The 19,282-nt window shown below is 56.2% G+C and carries 14 protein-coding genes; 13 read left to right on the forward strand and 1 reads right to left on the reverse strand.

The genetic code is table 11. From position 1 onward, the window contains the following. Window positions 1-30: 30 nt before the first annotated feature. The gene (uvrA, locus tag HMPREF1121_RS03230; protein ID WP_044114607.1) at window positions 31-2,880 is read right to left on the reverse strand and encodes an excinuclease ABC subunit UvrA; all 2,850 of its coding nucleotides are present in this window, start codon (window positions 2,878-2,880) and stop codon (window positions 31-33) included. Window positions 2,881-3,644: 764 nt separating this feature from the next. Between uvrA and HMPREF1121_RS03235 the strand changes: the two genes are divergently transcribed. From HMPREF1121_RS03235 to HMPREF1121_RS03295, 13 genes are all read left to right on the forward strand, one after another. Next, window positions 3,645-3,857 carry a hypothetical protein gene (locus HMPREF1121_RS03235; RefSeq protein WP_044114608.1) on the forward strand — a complete coding sequence of 71 codons (213 nt, stop codon included), beginning with the start codon at window positions 3,645-3,647 and terminating at the stop codon, window positions 3,855-3,857. Window positions 3,858-4,048: 191 nt separating this feature from the next. Beyond that, window positions 4,049-6,367 (forward strand): ATP-dependent helicase, encoded by a 2,319-nt coding sequence (locus tag HMPREF1121_RS03240; protein WP_044114609.1) that lies wholly within the window; start codon window positions 4,049-4,051, stop codon window positions 6,365-6,367. Window positions 6,368-6,708: 341 nt separating this feature from the next. Next, complete coding sequence (locus tag HMPREF1121_RS03245; RefSeq protein ID WP_044114610.1) at window positions 6,709-7,581, forward strand: YitT family protein; 873 nt, start codon at window positions 6,709-6,711, stop codon at window positions 7,579-7,581. A 20-nt stretch (window positions 7,582-7,601) separates the two neighbouring features. Next, entirely contained in the window at window positions 7,602-8,285 is a 684-nt protein-coding gene (locus HMPREF1121_RS03250; protein ID WP_044114611.1) for a peptidylprolyl isomerase, read from the forward strand. 190 nt (window positions 8,286-8,475) lie between these two features. Beyond that, entirely contained in the window at window positions 8,476-9,543 is a 1,068-nt protein-coding gene (locus tag HMPREF1121_RS03255; RefSeq protein ID WP_044114612.1) for an aldose epimerase family protein, read from the forward strand. Window positions 9,544-9,583: 40 nt separating this feature from the next. After that, on the forward strand, window positions 9,584-10,858 hold the full coding sequence (locus tag HMPREF1121_RS03260; RefSeq protein ID WP_044114613.1) for an MFS transporter: 1,275 nt from the start codon (window positions 9,584-9,586) through the stop codon (window positions 10,856-10,858). 106 nt (window positions 10,859-10,964) lie between these two features. Beyond that, window positions 10,965-12,110 carry a galactokinase gene (gene galK, locus HMPREF1121_RS03265; protein WP_044114614.1) on the forward strand — a complete coding sequence of 382 codons (1,146 nt, stop codon included), beginning with the start codon at window positions 10,965-10,967 and terminating at the stop codon, window positions 12,108-12,110. Between the two features lie 504 nt (window positions 12,111-12,614). After that, window positions 12,615-13,034 carry an HU family DNA-binding protein gene (locus HMPREF1121_RS03270; RefSeq protein ID WP_044114615.1) on the forward strand — a complete coding sequence of 140 codons (420 nt, stop codon included), beginning with the start codon at window positions 12,615-12,617 and terminating at the stop codon, window positions 13,032-13,034. 110 nt (window positions 13,035-13,144) lie between these two features. Then, window positions 13,145-14,509: a dipeptidase gene (locus HMPREF1121_RS03275; RefSeq protein ID WP_044114616.1), complete on the forward strand. Its 1,365-nt coding sequence runs from the start codon at window positions 13,145-13,147 to the stop codon at window positions 14,507-14,509. Window positions 14,510-14,533: 24 nt separating this feature from the next. Continuing rightward, on the forward strand, window positions 14,534-15,805 hold the full coding sequence (locus HMPREF1121_RS03280) for an amidohydrolase family protein (RefSeq protein WP_044114617.1): 1,272 nt from the start codon (window positions 14,534-14,536) through the stop codon (window positions 15,803-15,805). Next, window positions 15,806-17,590: a phosphoethanolamine transferase gene (locus tag HMPREF1121_RS03285; RefSeq protein WP_044114618.1), complete on the forward strand. Its 1,785-nt coding sequence runs from the start codon at window positions 15,806-15,808 to the stop codon at window positions 17,588-17,590. A 163-nt stretch (window positions 17,591-17,753) separates the two neighbouring features. Continuing rightward, window positions 17,754-18,536 carry a DUF481 domain-containing protein gene (locus tag HMPREF1121_RS03290; protein ID WP_044114619.1) on the forward strand — a complete coding sequence of 261 codons (783 nt, stop codon included), beginning with the start codon at window positions 17,754-17,756 and terminating at the stop codon, window positions 18,534-18,536. Window positions 18,537-18,571: 35 nt separating this feature from the next. Next, window positions 18,572-19,255, forward strand: coding sequence for a DUF421 domain-containing protein (locus HMPREF1121_RS03295; protein ID WP_044114620.1), 684 nt, complete (start codon window positions 18,572-18,574; stop codon window positions 19,253-19,255). Window positions 19,256-19,282 lie beyond the last annotated feature (27 nt).

Raw genomic sequence — 19,282 nt, forward strand, 5'->3', positions numbered from 1 at the left:
TAAGGGTTTATTCAATACAACATACTATTACTATTTGTGTGAAGCCTTCTTACGGCCAGCAAGCTTGAGTTCGTCGGCGAGGAAAGGTGCCGTAGGGCTATCCTTGACCTTTGCCAAAGCCTCGGGAGTACCAGCGAAGAGTAGCTGCCCACCGTCCTTCCCACCCTCAGGACCGATCTCGATGATATAGTCGGCACTCTTGAGGACATCAAGGTTATGCTCGATGATGATGACGGTATTCCCACGATCGACGAGGCGATTGAGGATGCCGAGGAGGACGCGGATATCCTCGAAGTGCAGACCTGTAGTCGGCTCGTCGAGGATATAGACGGTCTTCCCCGTGTCGCGCTTAGCGAGCTCGGAGGCCAGCTTGATACGCTGGCTCTCTCCGCCAGAGAGGGTCGTCGAGGACTGCCCGAGCTTGATATAGCCGAGACCTACATCCTGCAGGACCTGGAGCTTCTTGAGGATATGGGGGACGTGAGCGAAGAACTCCACTGCCGCATTGATCGTCATGTCGAGGACGTCGGCGATGGACTTGCCCTTGAAGCGCACCTCGAGGGTCTCTCTATTGTAGCGACGTCCGTGACAAGCCTCGCAGGGAGCGAAGACGTCGGGGAGGAAGTTCATCTCGATGGTCTTGTAGCCATTCCCCGAGCAGGTCTCACAGCGTCCGCCCGAGACGTTGAAGGAGAAGCGTCCAGGCTTGTAGCCGCGCATCTTACTCTCGGGAAGCCCCACGAAGAGGTTACGGATATCGGTGAAGACGCCCGTATAAGTCGCAGGATTACTACGGGGCGTACGGCCGATAGGCGACTGGTCTACGGCGACGACCTTGTCGACGTACTCCAGCCCCTCGATGCTATCATAGGGCAGCGGATCCTTCAGCGATGAATAGAGGTGCTGACTGAGGATCGGCAGCAGGGTCTCATTGATGAGCGTACTCTTACCACTCCCCGATACCCCAGCGACACATATCATGGTACCCAGTGGGAGGCTGACATCGATACTACGAAGGTTATTGCCACGTGCGCCTGTCAGGCGGAGCTGACGCTCGGTCATCGGGCGACGCTCGGGGGCGATCTCGATGGTCTCGACACCGCTGATATAGCGTGCCGTCAGCGTACCTGCTCGCATCATCGCCTCAGGCGAGCCTGAGAAGACGACCTCGCCACCGAGGCGGCCTGCCTTCGGACCCATATCGATGATATGGTCTGCCTCGAGCATCATATCCTTGTCATGCTCGACGACGATGACGGTATTCCCTAGATCACGGAGCTTCTGCAGCGAATGGATGAGGCGCACATTGTCTCGCTGGTGGAGGCCTATGCTCGGCTCATCGAGGATATAGAGTACCTCGACAAGCTGAGTACCTATCTGCGTCGCCAGACGGATGCGCTGGCTCTCGCCCCCTGAGAGGGAGGCAGTCATGCGGTTCATAGAGAGGTAGCCGAGGCCCACATCCAGGAGGAAGGACAGACGGGTACGGATCTCCTTGAGTACCTCGGTAGCGATGGTGCGCTGCTGATCCGTCAGCTTATCCTCCAGCCCCTCAAGCCAAGAGGCCAGGTGCGTCAGCTCCATCGAAGCGACCTCACCGATATTCTTCCCGCCGATGAAGTAGTGCAGGGCTTCCTTGTTCAGGCGTCCACCATGGCACTCAGGGCAGACCTCTGCGCGGGTGAACTGTGCCATCCACTTCTCTGCATCTCGGGGGCTCTCCTCCTCTTCGCTCTGTGCCATGAGGTAGGCACCGAGGCCATCATAGGAGAGGGGTACGCCACGCAGCTCTGTGAAGCGGTCGTCCAGCAGGACTAAGTCCTCTTCACTGCCCTCGACGATCTCTGTGAGTAGGTCATCGGGCAGCTGGGAGATAGGATCCTTGATCGAGACCTCATACTTAGCGCAGAGGGCTTCGATCTGGGCGAAGACCAGCGTACGGCGGTACTTCCCTAAGGGGAGAATGCCCCCAGCATAGATGCTCTTCGTGCGGTCGGGCACGATGCTATCGAGATCAATGACACGTACTTCACCGAGGCCCTTACAGCGCGGACAGCTGCCGTTGGGCGAGTTGAAGGAGAAGTTGTGCGGTGCGGGCTCGTTGTATGATAGCCCCGTCTCGGGGTCCATCAGATGGCGGCTGAAGTAAGCGACCTCGCCTGTGGCGATCTCCTGGAGCATCATCACGCCATCACCCTCCTTGAGGGTCAGGCGGAGGCTGGCAAGTAGGCGGTCGCGGTTCTTCTCCGCTATGGTGAGTTTGTCGGTCTGTACCTCGACGCTATGGAGCTTGTAGCGGTCGAGCTTCATGCCGTAGGTGATCTCTCGTAGCTCCCCGTCGACGCGGACGGTGAGGAAGCTCTTCTTGCGGAGCTGCTCGAAGAGCTCTTTGTAATGCCCCTTACGCTGCTTGACGACGGGGGCCAAGAGGAGGACCTTCTTTCCCTCATAGCGCTCCAGGAGGAGCTCCAGGATCTGCTCCTCGGTATAGCGCACCATAGGCTTGCCCGAGAGGTACGATATAGCGGTACCTGCGCGTGCATAGAGGAGGCGGAAGAAGTCGTAGATCTCCGTGACGGTCCCGACGGTAGAGCGGGGATTGCGGTTCGTGGTCTTCTGCTCGATAGATATGACGGGGCCGAGACCTGTGATCTCATCGACGTCAGGGCGCTCGAGACCTCCACCAAGGAAGCCTCGGGCATAGGAGCTGAACGTCTCGATATAGCGACGCTGGCCCTCAGCGTAGATGGTGTCGAATGCCAAGGAGGACTTCCCGCTCCCACTCAGGCCGGTAAAGACCGTCAGCGAGTAGCGAGGGATATGAGCATCCACGTCCTTAAGGTTGTGCACGCGGGCACCACGAATATCTAAGTCTTGCATCTAATAAATGAAAGGAAGACCCGAGCAGAGCCTACCGTGAAAGAATGTATAGTACACAAAGTTACGAATAAATCGGCTCTCTGTCTCGCCTTTGACAGCCCCCTCACCCCCCCTAAGCCAAGAGATTTCTCTATGAGTCTATCGTACCCCTCGCATAAGGGAGTGCTACCAACCTATATTGGTCGGCGGGCGAACCTATATAGGTCATCACACGGACCAGTATAGGTCACGACGTCGATCTATATAGGTCGGAGCAGTGACCTATATTAGGTTGTTGCTCCACGTAGGGATAAAAGTTGTGGACGAGTGGCTGATAAGCTTGATCTACGTACGTGGCTCTAATATCTACGTACGTGGATATTTGGACTGACGTGCCTGGTCTTTAAGACTACGTACGTAGATAGAGAAAAACCACTACAGGCAAACGCTTTTTCCTTCACGAGAAGGACACTTTTCCCTCCGCTGGATAAGAGAAGTACTCGCGATAAGGCGAAGGGCTTATGTATCACTTCGGAGAGGTATATCGGGGAGCTGGGCGTGCGATGCCTTAGCACTCTAAATAGAGGACAGGACTCGCGGCAATAGTCTCATAATATGCCCCTCAGCCCACGCTGGAGGAGCTCTGCCGACAAGGCACTCCACAGGATAATCATCTATATGATAATAATGTACTATCTTCACTGGGTGATCCTCGACACCAACCTACACACTTGCCCTCAGGCTCCCCTCATGCAACTCAACTGAATCCACAATTTATAATGCCTATGGAGCGAATCCTACTCACTATCCTTTACGCCTTCCTCGCTTGGCTACTCTATTACGCAGAGTCTGCTGGTGACAACTGGAAGGATCGTCTTCCCAGTCTCTTTCTCTTCATGCTCCTCGTCGGAGCTATCCCCGAAGGGGTACGCATCACACGTCGCCTCCTCCATCGCTTGCGTAGAGACTGGCACAGCTATCGTGGCATGCAGCACTAAGCTGTAGCTCAGAGACAGCGACACCCTAAGAGCAGTGAGCCCCGCAATGCGACCGCATTGTGGGGCTCCTACCTATATATATTATGGAGAGATTCGCTGTACCTTTGCGGGGCAAAAGAAGCCCTTAGCTCCCAAAGCAAGGGCTCGGCATATAGGCCCTCCCCTACATTATTATATATACCCCTCTCGTCATGAGTGCAAGTGATACCCTCGACCTACCCTACCTCAGTGAGCTCAACGAAGCCCAGCGTGCCGCCGTCGTCTACAACGATGGCCCCGCACTGGTCATCGCTGGCGCAGGTAGCGGCAAGACCCGCGTCCTCGTCTACAAGCTCCTCTATCTCTTAGACTCGGGCTATCACCCCGCAGGTCTCATGGCACTGACCTTCACCAACAAGGCCGCCCGTGAGATGCAGGCGCGTATCTCCCGCCACGTCGGCTCGGTAGCTCGGCAGATCCATATGGGTACCTTCCACTCGATCTTCGGGAAGATCCTCCGCCAGCATGCTCCCCTCCTTGGCTACACCTCGGACTACTCGATCTACAACACCTCCGACAGCCGTAGCCGTATCAAGGCCATCATCAAGCAGCTCGGTCTCGACGACAAGGTCTACAAGCCCAATGTCGTGCACAACCGCATCTCCTCGGCGAAGAACCGCCTCATCACCGCCAGTGCCTACGCCTCCTACACCGACTTCCTCAAGTACGACGCGAAGAGTGGCCTGCCGAAGCTCTACGAGATCTACCAGCACTATGAGGCTGAGCTCAAGCGCTCCAATGCGATGGACTTCGATGACCTCCTGCTACAGATCAATATCCTCTTCCGCCAGCACCCCGACGTGCTGAAGCTCTGGCAGAATCGCATCGACTACCTCCTCATCGACGAGTATCAGGATACCAACTTCGCCCAGTATATGATCGCACGCCAGCTGATGCAGGACAAGGGTGCTATCTTCGTCGTCGGCGATGATGCTCAGAGTATCTACTCCTTCCGTGGGGCAAACTTGGATAATATCCTCAGCTTCGAGAAGACCTTCCCCAACGCCCGCACCTTCAAGCTCGAGCGCAACTACCGCTCCACGCAGACCATCGTCAAGGCTGCGGGGCAGATCATCGCAAACAATGAGTACCAGATCCCCAAGGATGTCTTCTCAGAGGAGTCTGTCGGTGAGCCTATCACCGTGCATGAGGCACTCACGGGTGACCTCGAAGCCCTCTGGGTCTCCGACGAGGTGCAGCGCCTTCATCGTGATGGCAATCCCTACAGCTCGGTAGCTATCCTCTACCGCACCAATGCGCAGAGCCGTACCCTTGAGCAGGTCTTCCGCCGTGTAGGACTCCCCTTCCGCATCTATGGCGGGCGCTCGTTCTTCGACCACAAGGAGATCATGGACGTCGTCGCCTACTTCCGCGTCTTGGTCAATGAGCTGGATGAAGAGGCGCTCCTGCGTATCATCAATTACCCCAAGCGAAGCATCGGCGACACGACAGTACAGCGTGTACGTCAGGCCGCCTCACAGCAAGGCCAGCCGATGATGCAGATCCTTCGTGACCCTCTCGCCTATGGCGTGGAGGTCAATAAGCCCACAGCTGCCCGACTACAAGCCTTCGCCGCCCTCCTCGATGACCTGCGTACCTACAACCAGCAGGAGGACGATCTCTATGCGATCGCTGAGCGCGTGATCAATGAGACGGGCATCCTCGCCGACCTCAAGAGCGACACCACCAGCGAAGGCAAGGCTCGCGTGGAGAACATCCAGGAGCTGCTCGGTGGTATCGACGAATACATCCACGCCGCTCTCGAGGCCGACCAGACGCCCTCACTCGGTGTCTACCTCAGCGAGATCGCGCTGATGACCGACCAAGACAAGGCGGGCGACGATGAGGACTGCATCACGCTGATGACCGTCCACTCGGCGAAGGGACTGGAGTTCCCTCACGTATTTATCGTAGGGCTGGAGGAAGATCTCTTCCCCTCGATGATGAGCAATACGGGCAAGGAGCTGGAGGAAGAGCGTCGACTCTTCTACGTCGCCCTGACGCGTGCTGAGAAGACTTGTCATATCGGCTATGCGAGAGAGCGCTTCCGCAACGGGCGCACGGAGTTCAGCCGCCCCAGCCGCTTCGTCCGTGAGCTCCCCAAGGAATTAGTGACCTTCGACTCAAGGCTAAGCAGTCACGCCTCACCCTGGGACCGCCCCAAGGCAGTACGTCCCGCAGGCGGTGACCTCCCGACGGACTTCTCCGACCGCCCTGTCTTCCGTTCGGCTCCTCCCGCTCCTTCGCGCCGTATCCTCATCGAGCGCAGAGAGGCGAGCGACACGCCCGAGGAGAAGCACAAGCGTATCGGTGCGCTCGCTGTCGGCGGACGTGTCGTGCACAAGCGCTTCGGTGCGGGTGTCATCGACGAGCTCGAAGGCTGTGGCGACAATGCCAAGGCTACCGTCACCTTCGACACCGGCGAGACGAAAAAGCTCCTCCTGCGCTTCGCCCAGCTCGAGGTCCTTTAGCGCGGCAACGTCCTGTTCACCGCTTTGCCCGTCCTCTAATTCAGCGATCAAACAGCGCTTTTCCTTCCCCTTCCTTCGCTCTCGGGCGAAGGGAGGGGAAGGCGTTTTTTGTCGGGTCAGAAGGTCATTCGGGAGGGCTCTACAAAGCCTGCCTACACAAGGCTTTCGGAGGGGCTGGAAAAAGTAATATAACTTTCAGTGAAAAGTAATATAACTTTTGAGGCGAAGTCATATCACTTCCAGTAGCTTCGTCAGGTAGCTTCGGCGGGATCTCCCTTCGGGAGGCTGCAGAATCAACCAGAGGAATTATCTTTGTGAGAGAAACATCTACCTCATACACTATGCCTACCGCTCCGACAACGAAGAAGCAGCTCCTGCTCGATGCCTTTCTCATCGTCTTCGGCTCTTTCATTTTGGCCATTGGCTACAGTCTTTTCCTCGCCCCAGCACATATTAGCCCGGGCGGTGTCTATGGTTTAGCGCTCGTCATCCGCGAGGTCGCTCGCAGCCTCTTTGGGCTGGAATTGGGCCTTGGTACCATTGCTCTTGTCTTCAACATCCCACTCTTCCTCCTGGCGATGAAGGGACTTGGGAAGATCACCGCAGTCAAGACCGTCGTGACCTTCGTCCTCGTCGCTCTCTTTTCTGACCTCATCGAGACGTGGTCAGGCGGTCGTCCGCTCGTCGAAGAGTCTATTCTCTGTAGCTTCTACGGCGGGGCCCTGCTCGGAGTAAGTGTATGGATGATCTTCACGGCACAAAGTACCTGCGCTGGTACCGATACCTTGGCACGCGTACTATCTCGTGCGTTCAACACGAAGGTCAGCACCCTGATCATGCTCATCGACTCGCTGATCGTCCTCTTAGGGCTGTGGGTCTTCCAAGACTGGCGTGTCCCCCTCTATTCATGGATCGCAATCTTCGTCTACAGCAAGGTCGTCGACGCACTCCAGCCTCAGAATCCCCACAAGTCTGTCTTCATCATCTCGGACAAACCACAGGAGCTTCGCGAGGTACTCATCGGACAAATCGGCGTGCGTGGCACCTTCCTCCACGGCCAAGGGATGTACTCAGGCACGCCCCGTGAGGTGCTCTTCATCATCATCGAACGTAAGCACTTCGCTATGCTCAAGAAGCTCGTCAAGGATCTTGACCCCAAGGCCTTCATCACCACAGCTGATGCGTCCAACGACAGCATGCCACTCCTCCCCTAATCTCACACATCACACACTCCATGCGACAGCTTTTCCGCCCCTTACTCGCGCTCTTCTGTGCCCTTAGCCTAAGCTCTATCGTCAGCGCACAGAGCGAGCAGCGCCCCCAGATCCTCGTAGAGACGACGAAGGGTAACTTCATCATCGAGCTCTTCAACGAGACGCCCGTCCACCGTGACAACTATCTCAAGCTTGTCAGACAACATGCCTTTGACGGCGTACAGTTCCACCGCGTCATCAAGGACTTCATGATCCAGGCTGGGAACTTAAAGACCCGCGGTCTCTCCCGCGAGAAGTCCCTCCCTGGCGACTCCGACGAAGCTACGATAAAGGCAGAGATCATGCCCGAGAAGTTCGTCCACGTCCGTGGCTATATCGGTGCTGCCCGCGAGGGAGATGATACCAACCCCAAGAAGAAATCATCCTTCAGCCAGTTCTATATCGTCACGGGGAAGTACTATACCGACATGGATCTGGACGAGATGGAAGCTGGTCGCTCGTGGAAGTACACGCCCGAGCAGCGCGAAGCCTACAAGCTCCAGGGTGGTGCAGCACATCTGGATGGCGGATATACCGTCTTTGGTCGCCTGCTCGATGGCTGGGGTACTGTCGATAAGATCCAGCGCGTCGAGACGGATGACAACAACCGCCCACTGAAAAACGTCATCATCAAGCGCATGCGCCTCTACACCCCGAAGAAGTAGCCTGCACACCCTACCAAATACAAGCCGACGCCCCGCACCAACTACTTGATGCGGGGCGTCGGCTTATCTATTCATTCCGCTCCAAGACAAAGTACCGAGAGCCGTGGCTGTATGCGTACTTATTCGTATATTTGACCACGTTAAAGCTTCAATTGAGTGGCTTTCACAGCCAACTAACTACAAACTAACGATGCAGCAGAATAAAGCCGGGCTCTCCCATGAGGCCTTTCGTGGAGTCGTAGACGGTAAAGCCGTCCAGCTCTACACTCTGATCAATAAGGTAGGAGCCGAAGCGCACTTCATTAACCAAGGTGCTAAGCTCGTCTCTCTCGTAGTCCCCAGCCGCACAGGTCATACAGACGTCGTCCTCGGGCACGACAGTCTCGACGAATATATCCACAGCGAAGAAGCCTACTTCGGTGCTATCTGCGGGCGCTATGCGAATCGTATCGCCCGAGGTCATTTCACCATCGATGGCACAAGCTATGAGCTCCCCATCAATAATGGCCCCAACAGCCTACACGGTGGACTCAAGGGCTTCAATGCCGTCATCTGGGATGGCGAAGAGCTGGCTCCTAACAAGGTCGCCTTCACCTACACTTCCCCCGACGGCGAAGAAGGTTATCCAGGCCGGCTCACTGTACGTGTCGTCTACACACTCACTGATGAAGGCGAGCTCTGCATCGAGTATGAGGCTACGACTACGCGTCCTACGGTAGTGAACCTCACCAATCACGCCTACTTCAACCTCTCCGGCGAAGGCGATCCTTCGGTACACGACCACACCTTAGAGATCTTCGCCAAGGAATACCTCCCCACCGACGAGACGGCTATCCCCTATGGCGCTCCCGCTGCAGTAGCAGGTACACCTATGGACTTCTCTACGCCCCACCTCATCGGTGAGCGTATCGACACGGATACCGACCAACTTCGCTGGGCACGTGGCTATGACCACACCTATATATTGGACAAGGAGCTGGGCAAGCTCGCGATTGCCTCGCGCTGCTCTTCACCCAAGACGGGCATCGTCATGGAGGTCTACACCGACCAGCCAGGCGTACAGCTCTACACGGGCAACTGGATGAGCGGCAACCTCCGCGGGAAGCACGATCACCGCTATCCGGCACGTGCCGCACTCTGCTTAGAGACGCAGCACTATCCCGACAGCCCCAACAAGCCCGAATACCCTTCGACGCGTCTGAATCCCGGAGAGACCTTCCGCTCGACGACGATCTTCCGCTTCACGCTCGAAGCTTAGCCAGCTAACAAACAAAATCCATTCACATAAACAGTAAGCAATGACACAACAGAAACAGACTCAGAGCTATCTGGTGCCGTTCATCATCATGGTCGTGCTCATGGCCCTCGTCGGTCTGATCACGAACCTGAACGGGCAGTTCCAAGCACCTATGCAGGCCGCTTTCCTGCAGAAATCGGGCTCGCTCACCAATGCGCTCACCACGCTGATCACCTTCGCTTTCTTCCTCGGCTACCTCGCTATGGGTATCCCCAGCGCCAAGTGCATCGAGAAGAAGGGCTATAAGAACACCCTAATCACGGGTCTCTTGGGGCTGATCGCTGCCTTCGGACTGTATGAGCTCTCAGCCTATGTCTTCGAGTCGGTAGACCTCGCAAAGTTCCAGGCTGCTACCGATCCTAACGAGGTCATCATCCCCGTAGCCTACTACATTTTCCTTCTGGCTGGCTTCGTAGCGGGCTCTGCTATGACCTTCCTGCAGGCAGTGCTGAACCCCTACATCGTCGCTTGTGACGTGAAGGGCACGACGGGTGTCACGCGTCAGTCTATCGCTGGTACGGCCAACTCTACGATGGCTACCATCGCTCCTATCCTCGTGGCTTCGGTCATCTTCGCAGGTAAGAGCGGTCTGGACATTGCACTGAGCTCACTCTACATCCCCTTCCTCGTACTCATCGTCCTCGTCGGTGGTCTTATCGCAGCGCTCTCTAAGCTCCACCTCCCCGCGATCGCAAGCACGGAGAAGAAGGAAGGCGAAGTCCTCGAAAAGAGCGTATGGAGCTTCTCACACCTCGCCCTCGGTGTCGTCGCTATCTTCATGTATGTCGGTGTCGAAGTCTGTATCGGGAACAACATCAACCTCTATGGTAAGAGCCTCAACTTCGAGCCTTCGGATGCGGCACTTCTGGCTACCATCTACTGGGGTCTGATGCTCGTCGGCCGTCTCTGTGGTAGCTTCCTCAGCAGCATCAGCGCCAGCAAGCAGCTCCTCATCACCTCTCTGGGCGCAGGTATCCTAGTCCTCGGCGGTATGATCCTGAACAATCCTTACCTCCTCGCTGGTGCTGGTCTCTTCCACTCCGTCATGTGGGGTGCTATCTTCTCACTGGCTATTGACAAGCTCGGTAAGTACACGTCCGCTGGCTCAGGTGCCCTGATGATGGGTATCGTCGGTGGTGCTATCCTGCCCCTCGTACAAGGCTTCCTCGCAGACAGCCTCGGCGGTTGGCAGTTCACCTGGATCATCGTCCTCATCGGTGAAGCTTACCTCCTCTACTACGCTCTCGTAGGTCACAAGGTTCGCCAGCTCCCTTAGTCCTCTAAGGACAATCTCATCAGTCCCCCTCCCGCACCCCATCAGTGCGTCAGGGGGACTGCTATCATACCACGTTTACTCACTCCTATCAAGCTCCATCACTCAGATGAATACACAAGCTATCCGCGACAAGTTCGCATCTCTCTACGGCGAAGCCGGTACCCTCTACACGTCTCCTGGCCGTATCAACCTCATCGGCGAGCACACCGACTACAACGGCGCCTTCGTCTTCCCCGGCGCTATCGACAAGGCTATGGTCGCTGAGATCCGCCCCAACGGTACGGACCGCGTCCGTGCTTTCGCACTCGACCTCGGCGAATCTGCTGAGTTCGGCCTCAAGGAAGAGGATGCACCCAGCCAGTCCTGGGCACGCTACATCTTCGGTGTATGCCGTGAGATCCAGAAGCGTGGCGGCAAGATCGCTGGCTTCGACACGGTCTTCGCAGGCGATGTACCTCTGGGCGCAGGGATGTCTTCGTCCGCTGCGCTGGAGAGCACCTTCGCCTTCGCTCTCGATGACCTCTTCTCTCTCGGTCTCTCTAAGTGGGACATGGCGAAGATCGGTCAGGCTACCGAGCACAACTACTGCGGTGTGAAGTGCGGTATCATGGACCAGTTCGCTTCGGTCTTCGGTAAGGCAGGCAAGCTCCTTCGCCTCGACTGTAAGAGCTTCGAGTACGAAGAGCACCCCTTCGATCCTAAGGGCTATCGTCTGCTGCTCGTCGACAGCTGCGTCAAGCACGAGCTGGCCAGCTCTGCCTACAACAAGCGTCGTGAGAGCTGCGAGAATGTCGTAGCTGTCCTCGCTAAGCGCTATCCCGAGATCAAGTTCCTCCGCGATGCTTCCTTCGCTCAGCTCGAAGAGGTGAAGAATGAAGTCAGTGAAGAGGACTACAAGCGTGCTGCCTACGTCATCGGCGAAGTCGAGCGCGTGCTCGCTGTCTGCGAAGCCCTCGACAAGGGTGACTACCAGACCGTCGGTGAGAAGATGTACGAGACGCACCACGGCATGAGCAAGCTCTACGAAGTGAGCTGCGAAGAGCTCGACTTCCTCAATGACCTCGCTCGTGAATTCGGCGTCACCGGTTCACGCGTCATGGGCGGTGGCTTCGGTGGCTGCACGATCAACCTCCTCAAGGAAGAGCTTCACGACAGCTTCATCGCCGAAGTCAAGAAGCACTACGAAGCCAAGTACGGCATCCAGCCTAAGTTCTACGACGTCGTCATCTCTGACGGTGCTCGCCGCCTCTAAGGCTTAGCCTAACTCCACACATACGACACCCCGCAAGGGACTTGCCTTCTCTGGAGGCAGTCACCTTGTGGGGTGTCGTCGTATAGAGTCGTATAGATACGTAGAGGTCGATGGAGGGAGTAAAGGAAGGAGGCGAAGGAAGTAAAGGAAGTGCATGAGCAAAGGAGGGGAGCTTGACGACGAATGTAAAGGAGTTTCGCGAGCAAACTACCTTGAGTTTGCCACCATTCAAACGGTAGTTGCTGGAAGATTAACCGAATGAAGACAAAGATTTATACGTATAAACTCGGCAATTAATACGTATTAAGTCGGGATTTTATACGTATTAATTCGCAGATTAATACGTATTAATCCGCAACCTCAAGCGATAAAAACACCGAACTTAACCGAAAGAGATTTCGCATTCTAACGATAGTAACTACCTTTGCTCAAGGAACAAACCTCGCGAAGTCAAGGACTTTCTCTCGGGATCTTCAGCTCCTTCGCCCAACTACACAATGTACTATGACAAGCAAAACCCTTCAGTACGTCCTCTACCAGAGGAAAGTCACCTTCGGCAAGCACCGTGGTAAGAGCATGCAAGTCGCACGACTCACGGGCCGGTACCAGGTGGACTTCGAGCGCTTCTGCTCGCTCGTCGCTCGCAACACCACCCTCAACTACATGGAGGTGCAGAGCGTCCTCAACCTCGCCGCAGACACCGCACGCGACCTCGTCTCGGAGGGCGCCATCGTCGACTATGGTCGGCTGGGACACCTCATGCCCACCTTCAAGTGCCGCGCCGTAGAAGAGGGGGAGAAGTTCAACCCCACCATCCACATCGAGGAGGTCAAGGTGCACCTGCGTCCCTCGAAGCGCTACTTCACGCTCGAGGATATCCACTTCCGCAAAGCCCCACGCAAGGCGAAGAAAAGCAAGGCGTAGCGGAGACAAGACAGAGTTTTTTGCTACCTTTATTAGGGCAAAGCGGGAGCCCTCCCACACCTTTGCCCTACCCCATACAAATACATTCACCCCTTGGACCCATACCTATTATGAGCCAGATCAAGAACTATATCCGCGAGCACGAAGCTCGCTTCCTCGAGGACCTCTTCGAGCTCATCCGCATCCCATCGGTCAGCGCCAAGAGCGAGCACAAGCCCGACATGCAGCGCTGTGCAGAGTACTGGCGTGACCACCTCAAGAAACTCGGCGTACAGACCGTAGAGATCTACCAGACGGCAGGTAACCCCATCGTCTTCGGGCACTATGAGAAGGACCCTTCCAAGCCCACGATCCTCGTCTACGGACACTATGACGTCATGCCCCCCGAGCCACTTGAGCTGTGGAAGAGCGAACCCTTCGAGCCCGAGGTACGTGACGGCCACATCTGGGCACGCGGTGCTGACGACGACAAGGGTCAGTCGATGATCCAGATCAAGGGCTTCGAGACGGCTCTGGCACTCGGTCTCGTCGAGTGCAATGTGAAGTTCCTCCTCGAGGGTGAAGAAGAGATCGGCTCGACGCACCTCGAGCAGTTCTGCCGTGAGCATCTCGAGATGCTCCGCGCTGAGAATATCATCGTCTCCGACACGAGTATGGTCAGCGCCGAGACGCCTTCGCTCACCACGGGCCTGCGCGGTCTGGCCTACTGGCAGATCGAGGTCACGGGTGCCAACCACGACCTGCACTCCGGCCACTTCGGCGGCGCTGTCGCTAACCCCATCAACGAGCTCTGTAAGCTCATTGCTCAGGTCCAGGACAAGGACGGGCGTATCACCATCCCCCACTTCTACGATGACGTCGTGCCCCTCTCGGATGAAGAGCGCGCGATGATCGCGAAGATCCCCTTCAGCGAAGAGGAGTACAAGAAGTTCCTCGACATCGATGACCTCTTCGGCGAAGTCGGCTACCACACGCTCGAGCGTAATAGCTGCCGTCCTTCCTTCGACGTCTGCGGCATCTGGGGCGGCTATCAGGGCGAAGGCTCGAAGACCGTCCTTCCCTCCAAGGCCTATGCTAAGGTCTCTTGCCGCCTCGTAGCCAACCAAGACCACCACAAGGTCAGCCAGGCCTTCATCGACTACATCGAGAGCATCGCTCCGAAGTACGTCCGCGTCAAGGTCACGCCTATGCACGGCGGCGAAGCCTACCTCTGCCCCATCGACCTGCCCGCCTATCAGGCAGCCGAAGAGGCTGTCGCAGTAGCCTTCGGCAAGCGCCCTCTGGCGGTACGTCGTGGCGGTAGTATCCCCATCATCGCAGCCTTCGAGCGCGTCTTCGGCGTGAAGACCATCCTCATGGGCTTCGGTCTGGAGAGCAACGCCATCCACTCGCCCAACGAGAATATGCCCCTGGATATCTTCTACAAGGGTATCGAAGCCGTCGCCGAGTTCTACAAGATTTACCCCAAGCGATAGGCTCCTCACCCCGAATAGATATCTATGACCTCTATCCTAATAAAGAATGTCCTCCACGGGACGACGACTACCGACGTCCTCATTGAGGGAAACCTTATCACTCGTATCGCCCCAGGTATCTCCGCTCCCGCAGGAGCGGAGGTGCTTGACGGCACTGACAAGGCGATCATCCCCGGCTTCATCAATACGCATACCCATGCGTCGATGACGCTCTTCCGTGGCTACGGCGATGACCTACCGCTGATGACGTGGCTCGAGGACTACATCTGGCCCGTGGAGGCGCAGATGACTCCGCATGACGTCTATGTCGGCGCCAAGCTCGCCTGCCTCGAGATGCTTCGCTCGGGCACGACCTGCTTCCTCGATATGTACATGCACCCGCTGGAGACCGCCAAGGCTGTCGAAGAGATGGGGCTACGTGCACATCTCTCCTACACGCTCTTCGACCAAGGCAACCCCGAGCGTGCTGCACTTGATCGCAAGCGCAGCTATGAGTACATGGAGCGCTTCGGCGAGTTCAGCGACCGCATCACCTTTACCCTCGGCCCACACGCTATCTATACGGTGAGCGGTGAGCAGCTGCAGTTCTGCCATCAGTTCGCAGTAGAGCACGGCGTGAAGATCCACCTGCACCTCTCTGAGACCAAGGGCGAGGTAGAGGAATGTATCCGCCTGCATGGCCTCAGCCCTGTGCGCTACCTCGAGAAGCTCGGCATCCTCAGCGAGCACCTCGTACTGGCGCATGTCGTCTGGGTAGATGATGAAGAGATGGACCTGCTGGCCAAGCACAACGTCTCCGTCGTGCACAACCCCGCCTCCAACATGAAGCTCGCCAGCGGCTACACCTTCAAGTACGAGGAGATGAAGCGCCGTGGCATCCGCATCGGTATCGGTACGGACGGCTGCTCTTCGTCGAACAACCTCGATATGGTCGTAGCGATGAAGCTCGCTTCCTTCCTCGGGAAGGCTTGGCGCTTCGACAGCACGGCGTGCAAGGCTGATGACATCTTTGCCTCTGCTACGGCAGTGGGTGCAGACATCCTTGACCTCAACGCAGGGCGCATCGAAGAGGGACGCCTGGCAGACGTCTGCCTCGTCGACCTCAATACGCCTGAGCTCGTGCCGCTGAATGACCTCACGTCGAACCTCGTCTATGCTACCTCGGGTAGCAGCTGCATCGACACCGTCATCGTCGATGGGCGCATCCTCATGCGTGACAAGCACGTGCCAGGACAGGAAGCTATCATCGCAGAAGCCCGCGAGGTAGCCCAGCGTCTCTTCAGTAAGCACAGATAAATGCGAGGACTTCCCTCCATACTTCACCGAGTAGCACACGCAGCCCTCGTCAGGCGACTAAGCGAGCGTCTCTGGCTCTTCGTCTTAGTCTTCCTCGCCCAGCTGCGTGTGCTACTGGCTTATCTACCCTATCAAACCGAGGTGCCCTCGGGCGAAGTGCTCCCGCTGGTCCTCAGCCAGCTCCTTCGCATCGGGGGCTGGGCGAGCCTCCTGACCCTCCTCTTCGCCCTCTCCCCGTGGAAGTGGCTGACCCGCACGCTCGGGCTTCTCTTCTCCATCGTCGTCCTCACCCTCTCGGCCTACGAGCTCTACCTCATCGGGCTCTACCATGTGACCTACAACATGGACTTGGCGCAGATCATGCTCTCGACCAACTGGCGTGAGGGCAGTGAATTCCTCGACAGCATCACGGCCGAGCAAGCCCTCCGCGTGCTCGGCCAGCTCACGCCTGCCGTCGTCATTGCCTTCGTAGCATCCCTCGTCTTCAGGAAGAAGTATCCCTCCTGCATCACCCTGTGCTGCAGCCTTACGATTACACTTCTCTCCCTCTTCGTGGGTCTCGAAAACATCTATAGTAACCTCCGTCTATGTCGTCGGCACTACAACTTCGGAGGACTCCAATACGCTGGTATTGATCGCATGATCTTCAATACCCTTAGTGCTCACAAAGCGATGAAGCATATCGCTGCAGAGCTGGACACGATACGCCGCTCCCAGCACAAGCTCAATAGAGTCGTCATTAACCCCATATCTAAGGCTCCACTCAACATCATCCTCATCCTCGGAGAATCAGCCCGTCGTAGCAGTATGCACTGCTATGGCTATCCTCTGCAGAACACCCCCTATGCAGACAGTCTAATTCAGGCTCAGGAGCTTATACCATTCTCCAATGTTGTATCGCCAGCCTCAGCAACGATCCTCTCCAATACGCGTTCACTGACCTTCTACACTCAGGAGCAAGGCGAAAAGCCCTGGTATAAGTTCCCTTCGATTATTAATGTGCTCCGTCAAGCAGGGTATGCTACAGCCTGGATCGCAAATCAAGAAATCACAGGTAAGTACTCGATGTCTAACCTACTGGGTAGACAGGCAGATATCCTCACGGGCAATCCGGCCTTCTTCAAAGGACTGGGCGGAGAAGGTGTAGCAAATCGCCCCGACTTGTTTGATGAAGTCATACTCCCCTTTCTCCTTCATCATCGAGACCTATCAGATAGTCTCCGAATGAGCTCCCCCAGAGGACTCTTCCAGATCGTCCATCTTATGGGTTCGCACATGACCTACAAAGAGCGATACCCCCAAGCATTCAACAAGTTCACATCCGATAGCCTACCCATCCACAAGGGAGAAGCTAAGGATCTGGTCATCTCAGCCTACATCAATAGCCTTCTCTATACCGACTACATCATCCACGAGATCATCGAGCGCTACCGCGAGGAGAATGCCCTCATCATCTATCTCTCCGACCACGGCGATGCGCTCTTCGACGAAGACTACCCCGAGCTGATGGGCCATGCACTCGTGCCCCGAGCCGTAGAGATCCCGCTCTTCGTCTACTTCTCCCCGCAGCTCCGTGAGGAGCGTCCCGACCTCTGGCGCCAGATCAGCCGTCAGCGGGATAAGCGCATCCTCTCGGATCTGCTCACACACGCTCTCGTAGATCTCCTCGGCATCCATACCGAGTATACACAGCCACGCTTCAACTTCTTCGCGCCCACCTACGACGACCATCGTACTCGCATCGTCGTCTCCCCCACGTCGAATAAGAAGATGGTGATGGAGTAGCCCGCTTCACACCAAGCCTCCCCACGTATATATTCATCAAGCGATCATGGCATTTTAGATGCTAGCTATCTCCCTATATATTGGGTATATCGCTCCGCTAAATCTGCGTACACTTTTTCTCTACTTTTACAGCGTCAAAAGACGAACGAACAATAGATCCTATATGAAGCGATTGCTCTATATACTCGCCATACTACTCGCACCCGTCCACGCGTCGGCACAGATGCTTTTCTCTGAGAACATGACGATGAGCATCGATAGCACGAAGACACTCCAGGGGACGATCAGCCCTTCACTCAACTTCCAGACCGAGAAGGAGGAGGTATTCACCTTACGCAATAGCGCCAATATCAACCTGCTCATCAAGCGTAGCCGAGTGATCAACCTCATGAATAAGTTTGAGTTCTCCTCCTATGGCAAGAAGGTAACTCTCAGTGGCGGGTACATCCATGCTGAATTCCGCTACTTGCTGGACCATGCCTTTGAGGTCTACCCTTACGCGGAGTCTCAGTGGGCTGCGAGTAGAGGGATGGTCTTTAAGTTCTCTACGGGGATTCAGTCGCGCTATCGTCTGCTGAATTCCTCCACGACCCTCATGTTCGCTACACTGGGTTTATTCTACGAATACGAAGAGTGGGAGCGCCCGATGCCCGCTGCGAATGGCCCCAAGTATGCCTACAGCCACCGCATCAAGAGCCATCTCTCGCTCAGCATGCGGAATAAGATCGGCGAGCACTGGGAGCTCACGACGACAGCCATCCATCAAGCTACTCCTGACACTTACTTCAAGAAGGCCCGCTTCGGAGGTGCCGTCGACCTCAAGTACAACATCACGCCCTCCATCGGGATACGAGGCGCCTACCGCCTGATCTATGATACAGACCCCATCGTAGACATACGTAAGGACTACAATGTAGTCGATGCCGGCCTCGACATCTCATTCTAACAGCAGTCTAATCAATCTCACCTCATTCATATAATATGACAGCACTTTCCTACCTCCAGTCGGATGACCTCTTCTATCTGAACGTCTTCCTAAAGCTACTCCTCGGCTTACTTGCCATTGTCCTCGTCATCAACAAGTCCGGCAAGGGCAATCTGGCACCAACCTCTGCGATAGACCAGGTGCAGAACTATGTACTCGGGGGGATCATCGGTGGGATCATCTATAGCCCAGCCATCTCGATCCTCCAGTTTGCAGCCGTCCTCGCTATCTGGGCCTCCCTCATCATCGGCCTGCGACGACTCAAGACGAAGAACCATAGCATCAAGAGATTCATCGATGGTGCTCCTGTTGTCCTCATCAAGCACGGGGTCCTTGATGTAGAGGCTTGCCGTAAGGCTAAGATCACGGCGAACGAAGTGGCATTCAAGCTACGCCGCGAGGGGGTCTACCACATCCGTGACGTGAAGCGAGCTGTCTTCGAGCAGAATGGAGAGCTCATCATCGTCCTGAGAGGCGAGGAGAACCCCAAGTACCCTGTCATCACAGATGGCATCGTACAGACCAGCGTGCTGGATGACGTAGACCGCACCGAAGAGTGGCTCGCCGAGGAGCTGCAAAAGATGGGATATGAGTCTGCTGCAGATATATTCCTTGCCGAATACGAAAGCGGGGAGCTGAAGCTGGTACCCTACAACTCCACCGTGGAAGAGAAGGAGTAGATAGCGCCGTCTCCCTTCCCCGATTAT

The organism is Porphyromonas sp. KLE 1280, assembly GCF_000700805.1.
In the GTDB taxonomy this organism is placed as follows: Bacteria; Bacteroidota; Bacteroidia; order Bacteroidales; family Porphyromonadaceae; genus Porphyromonas; species Porphyromonas pasteri.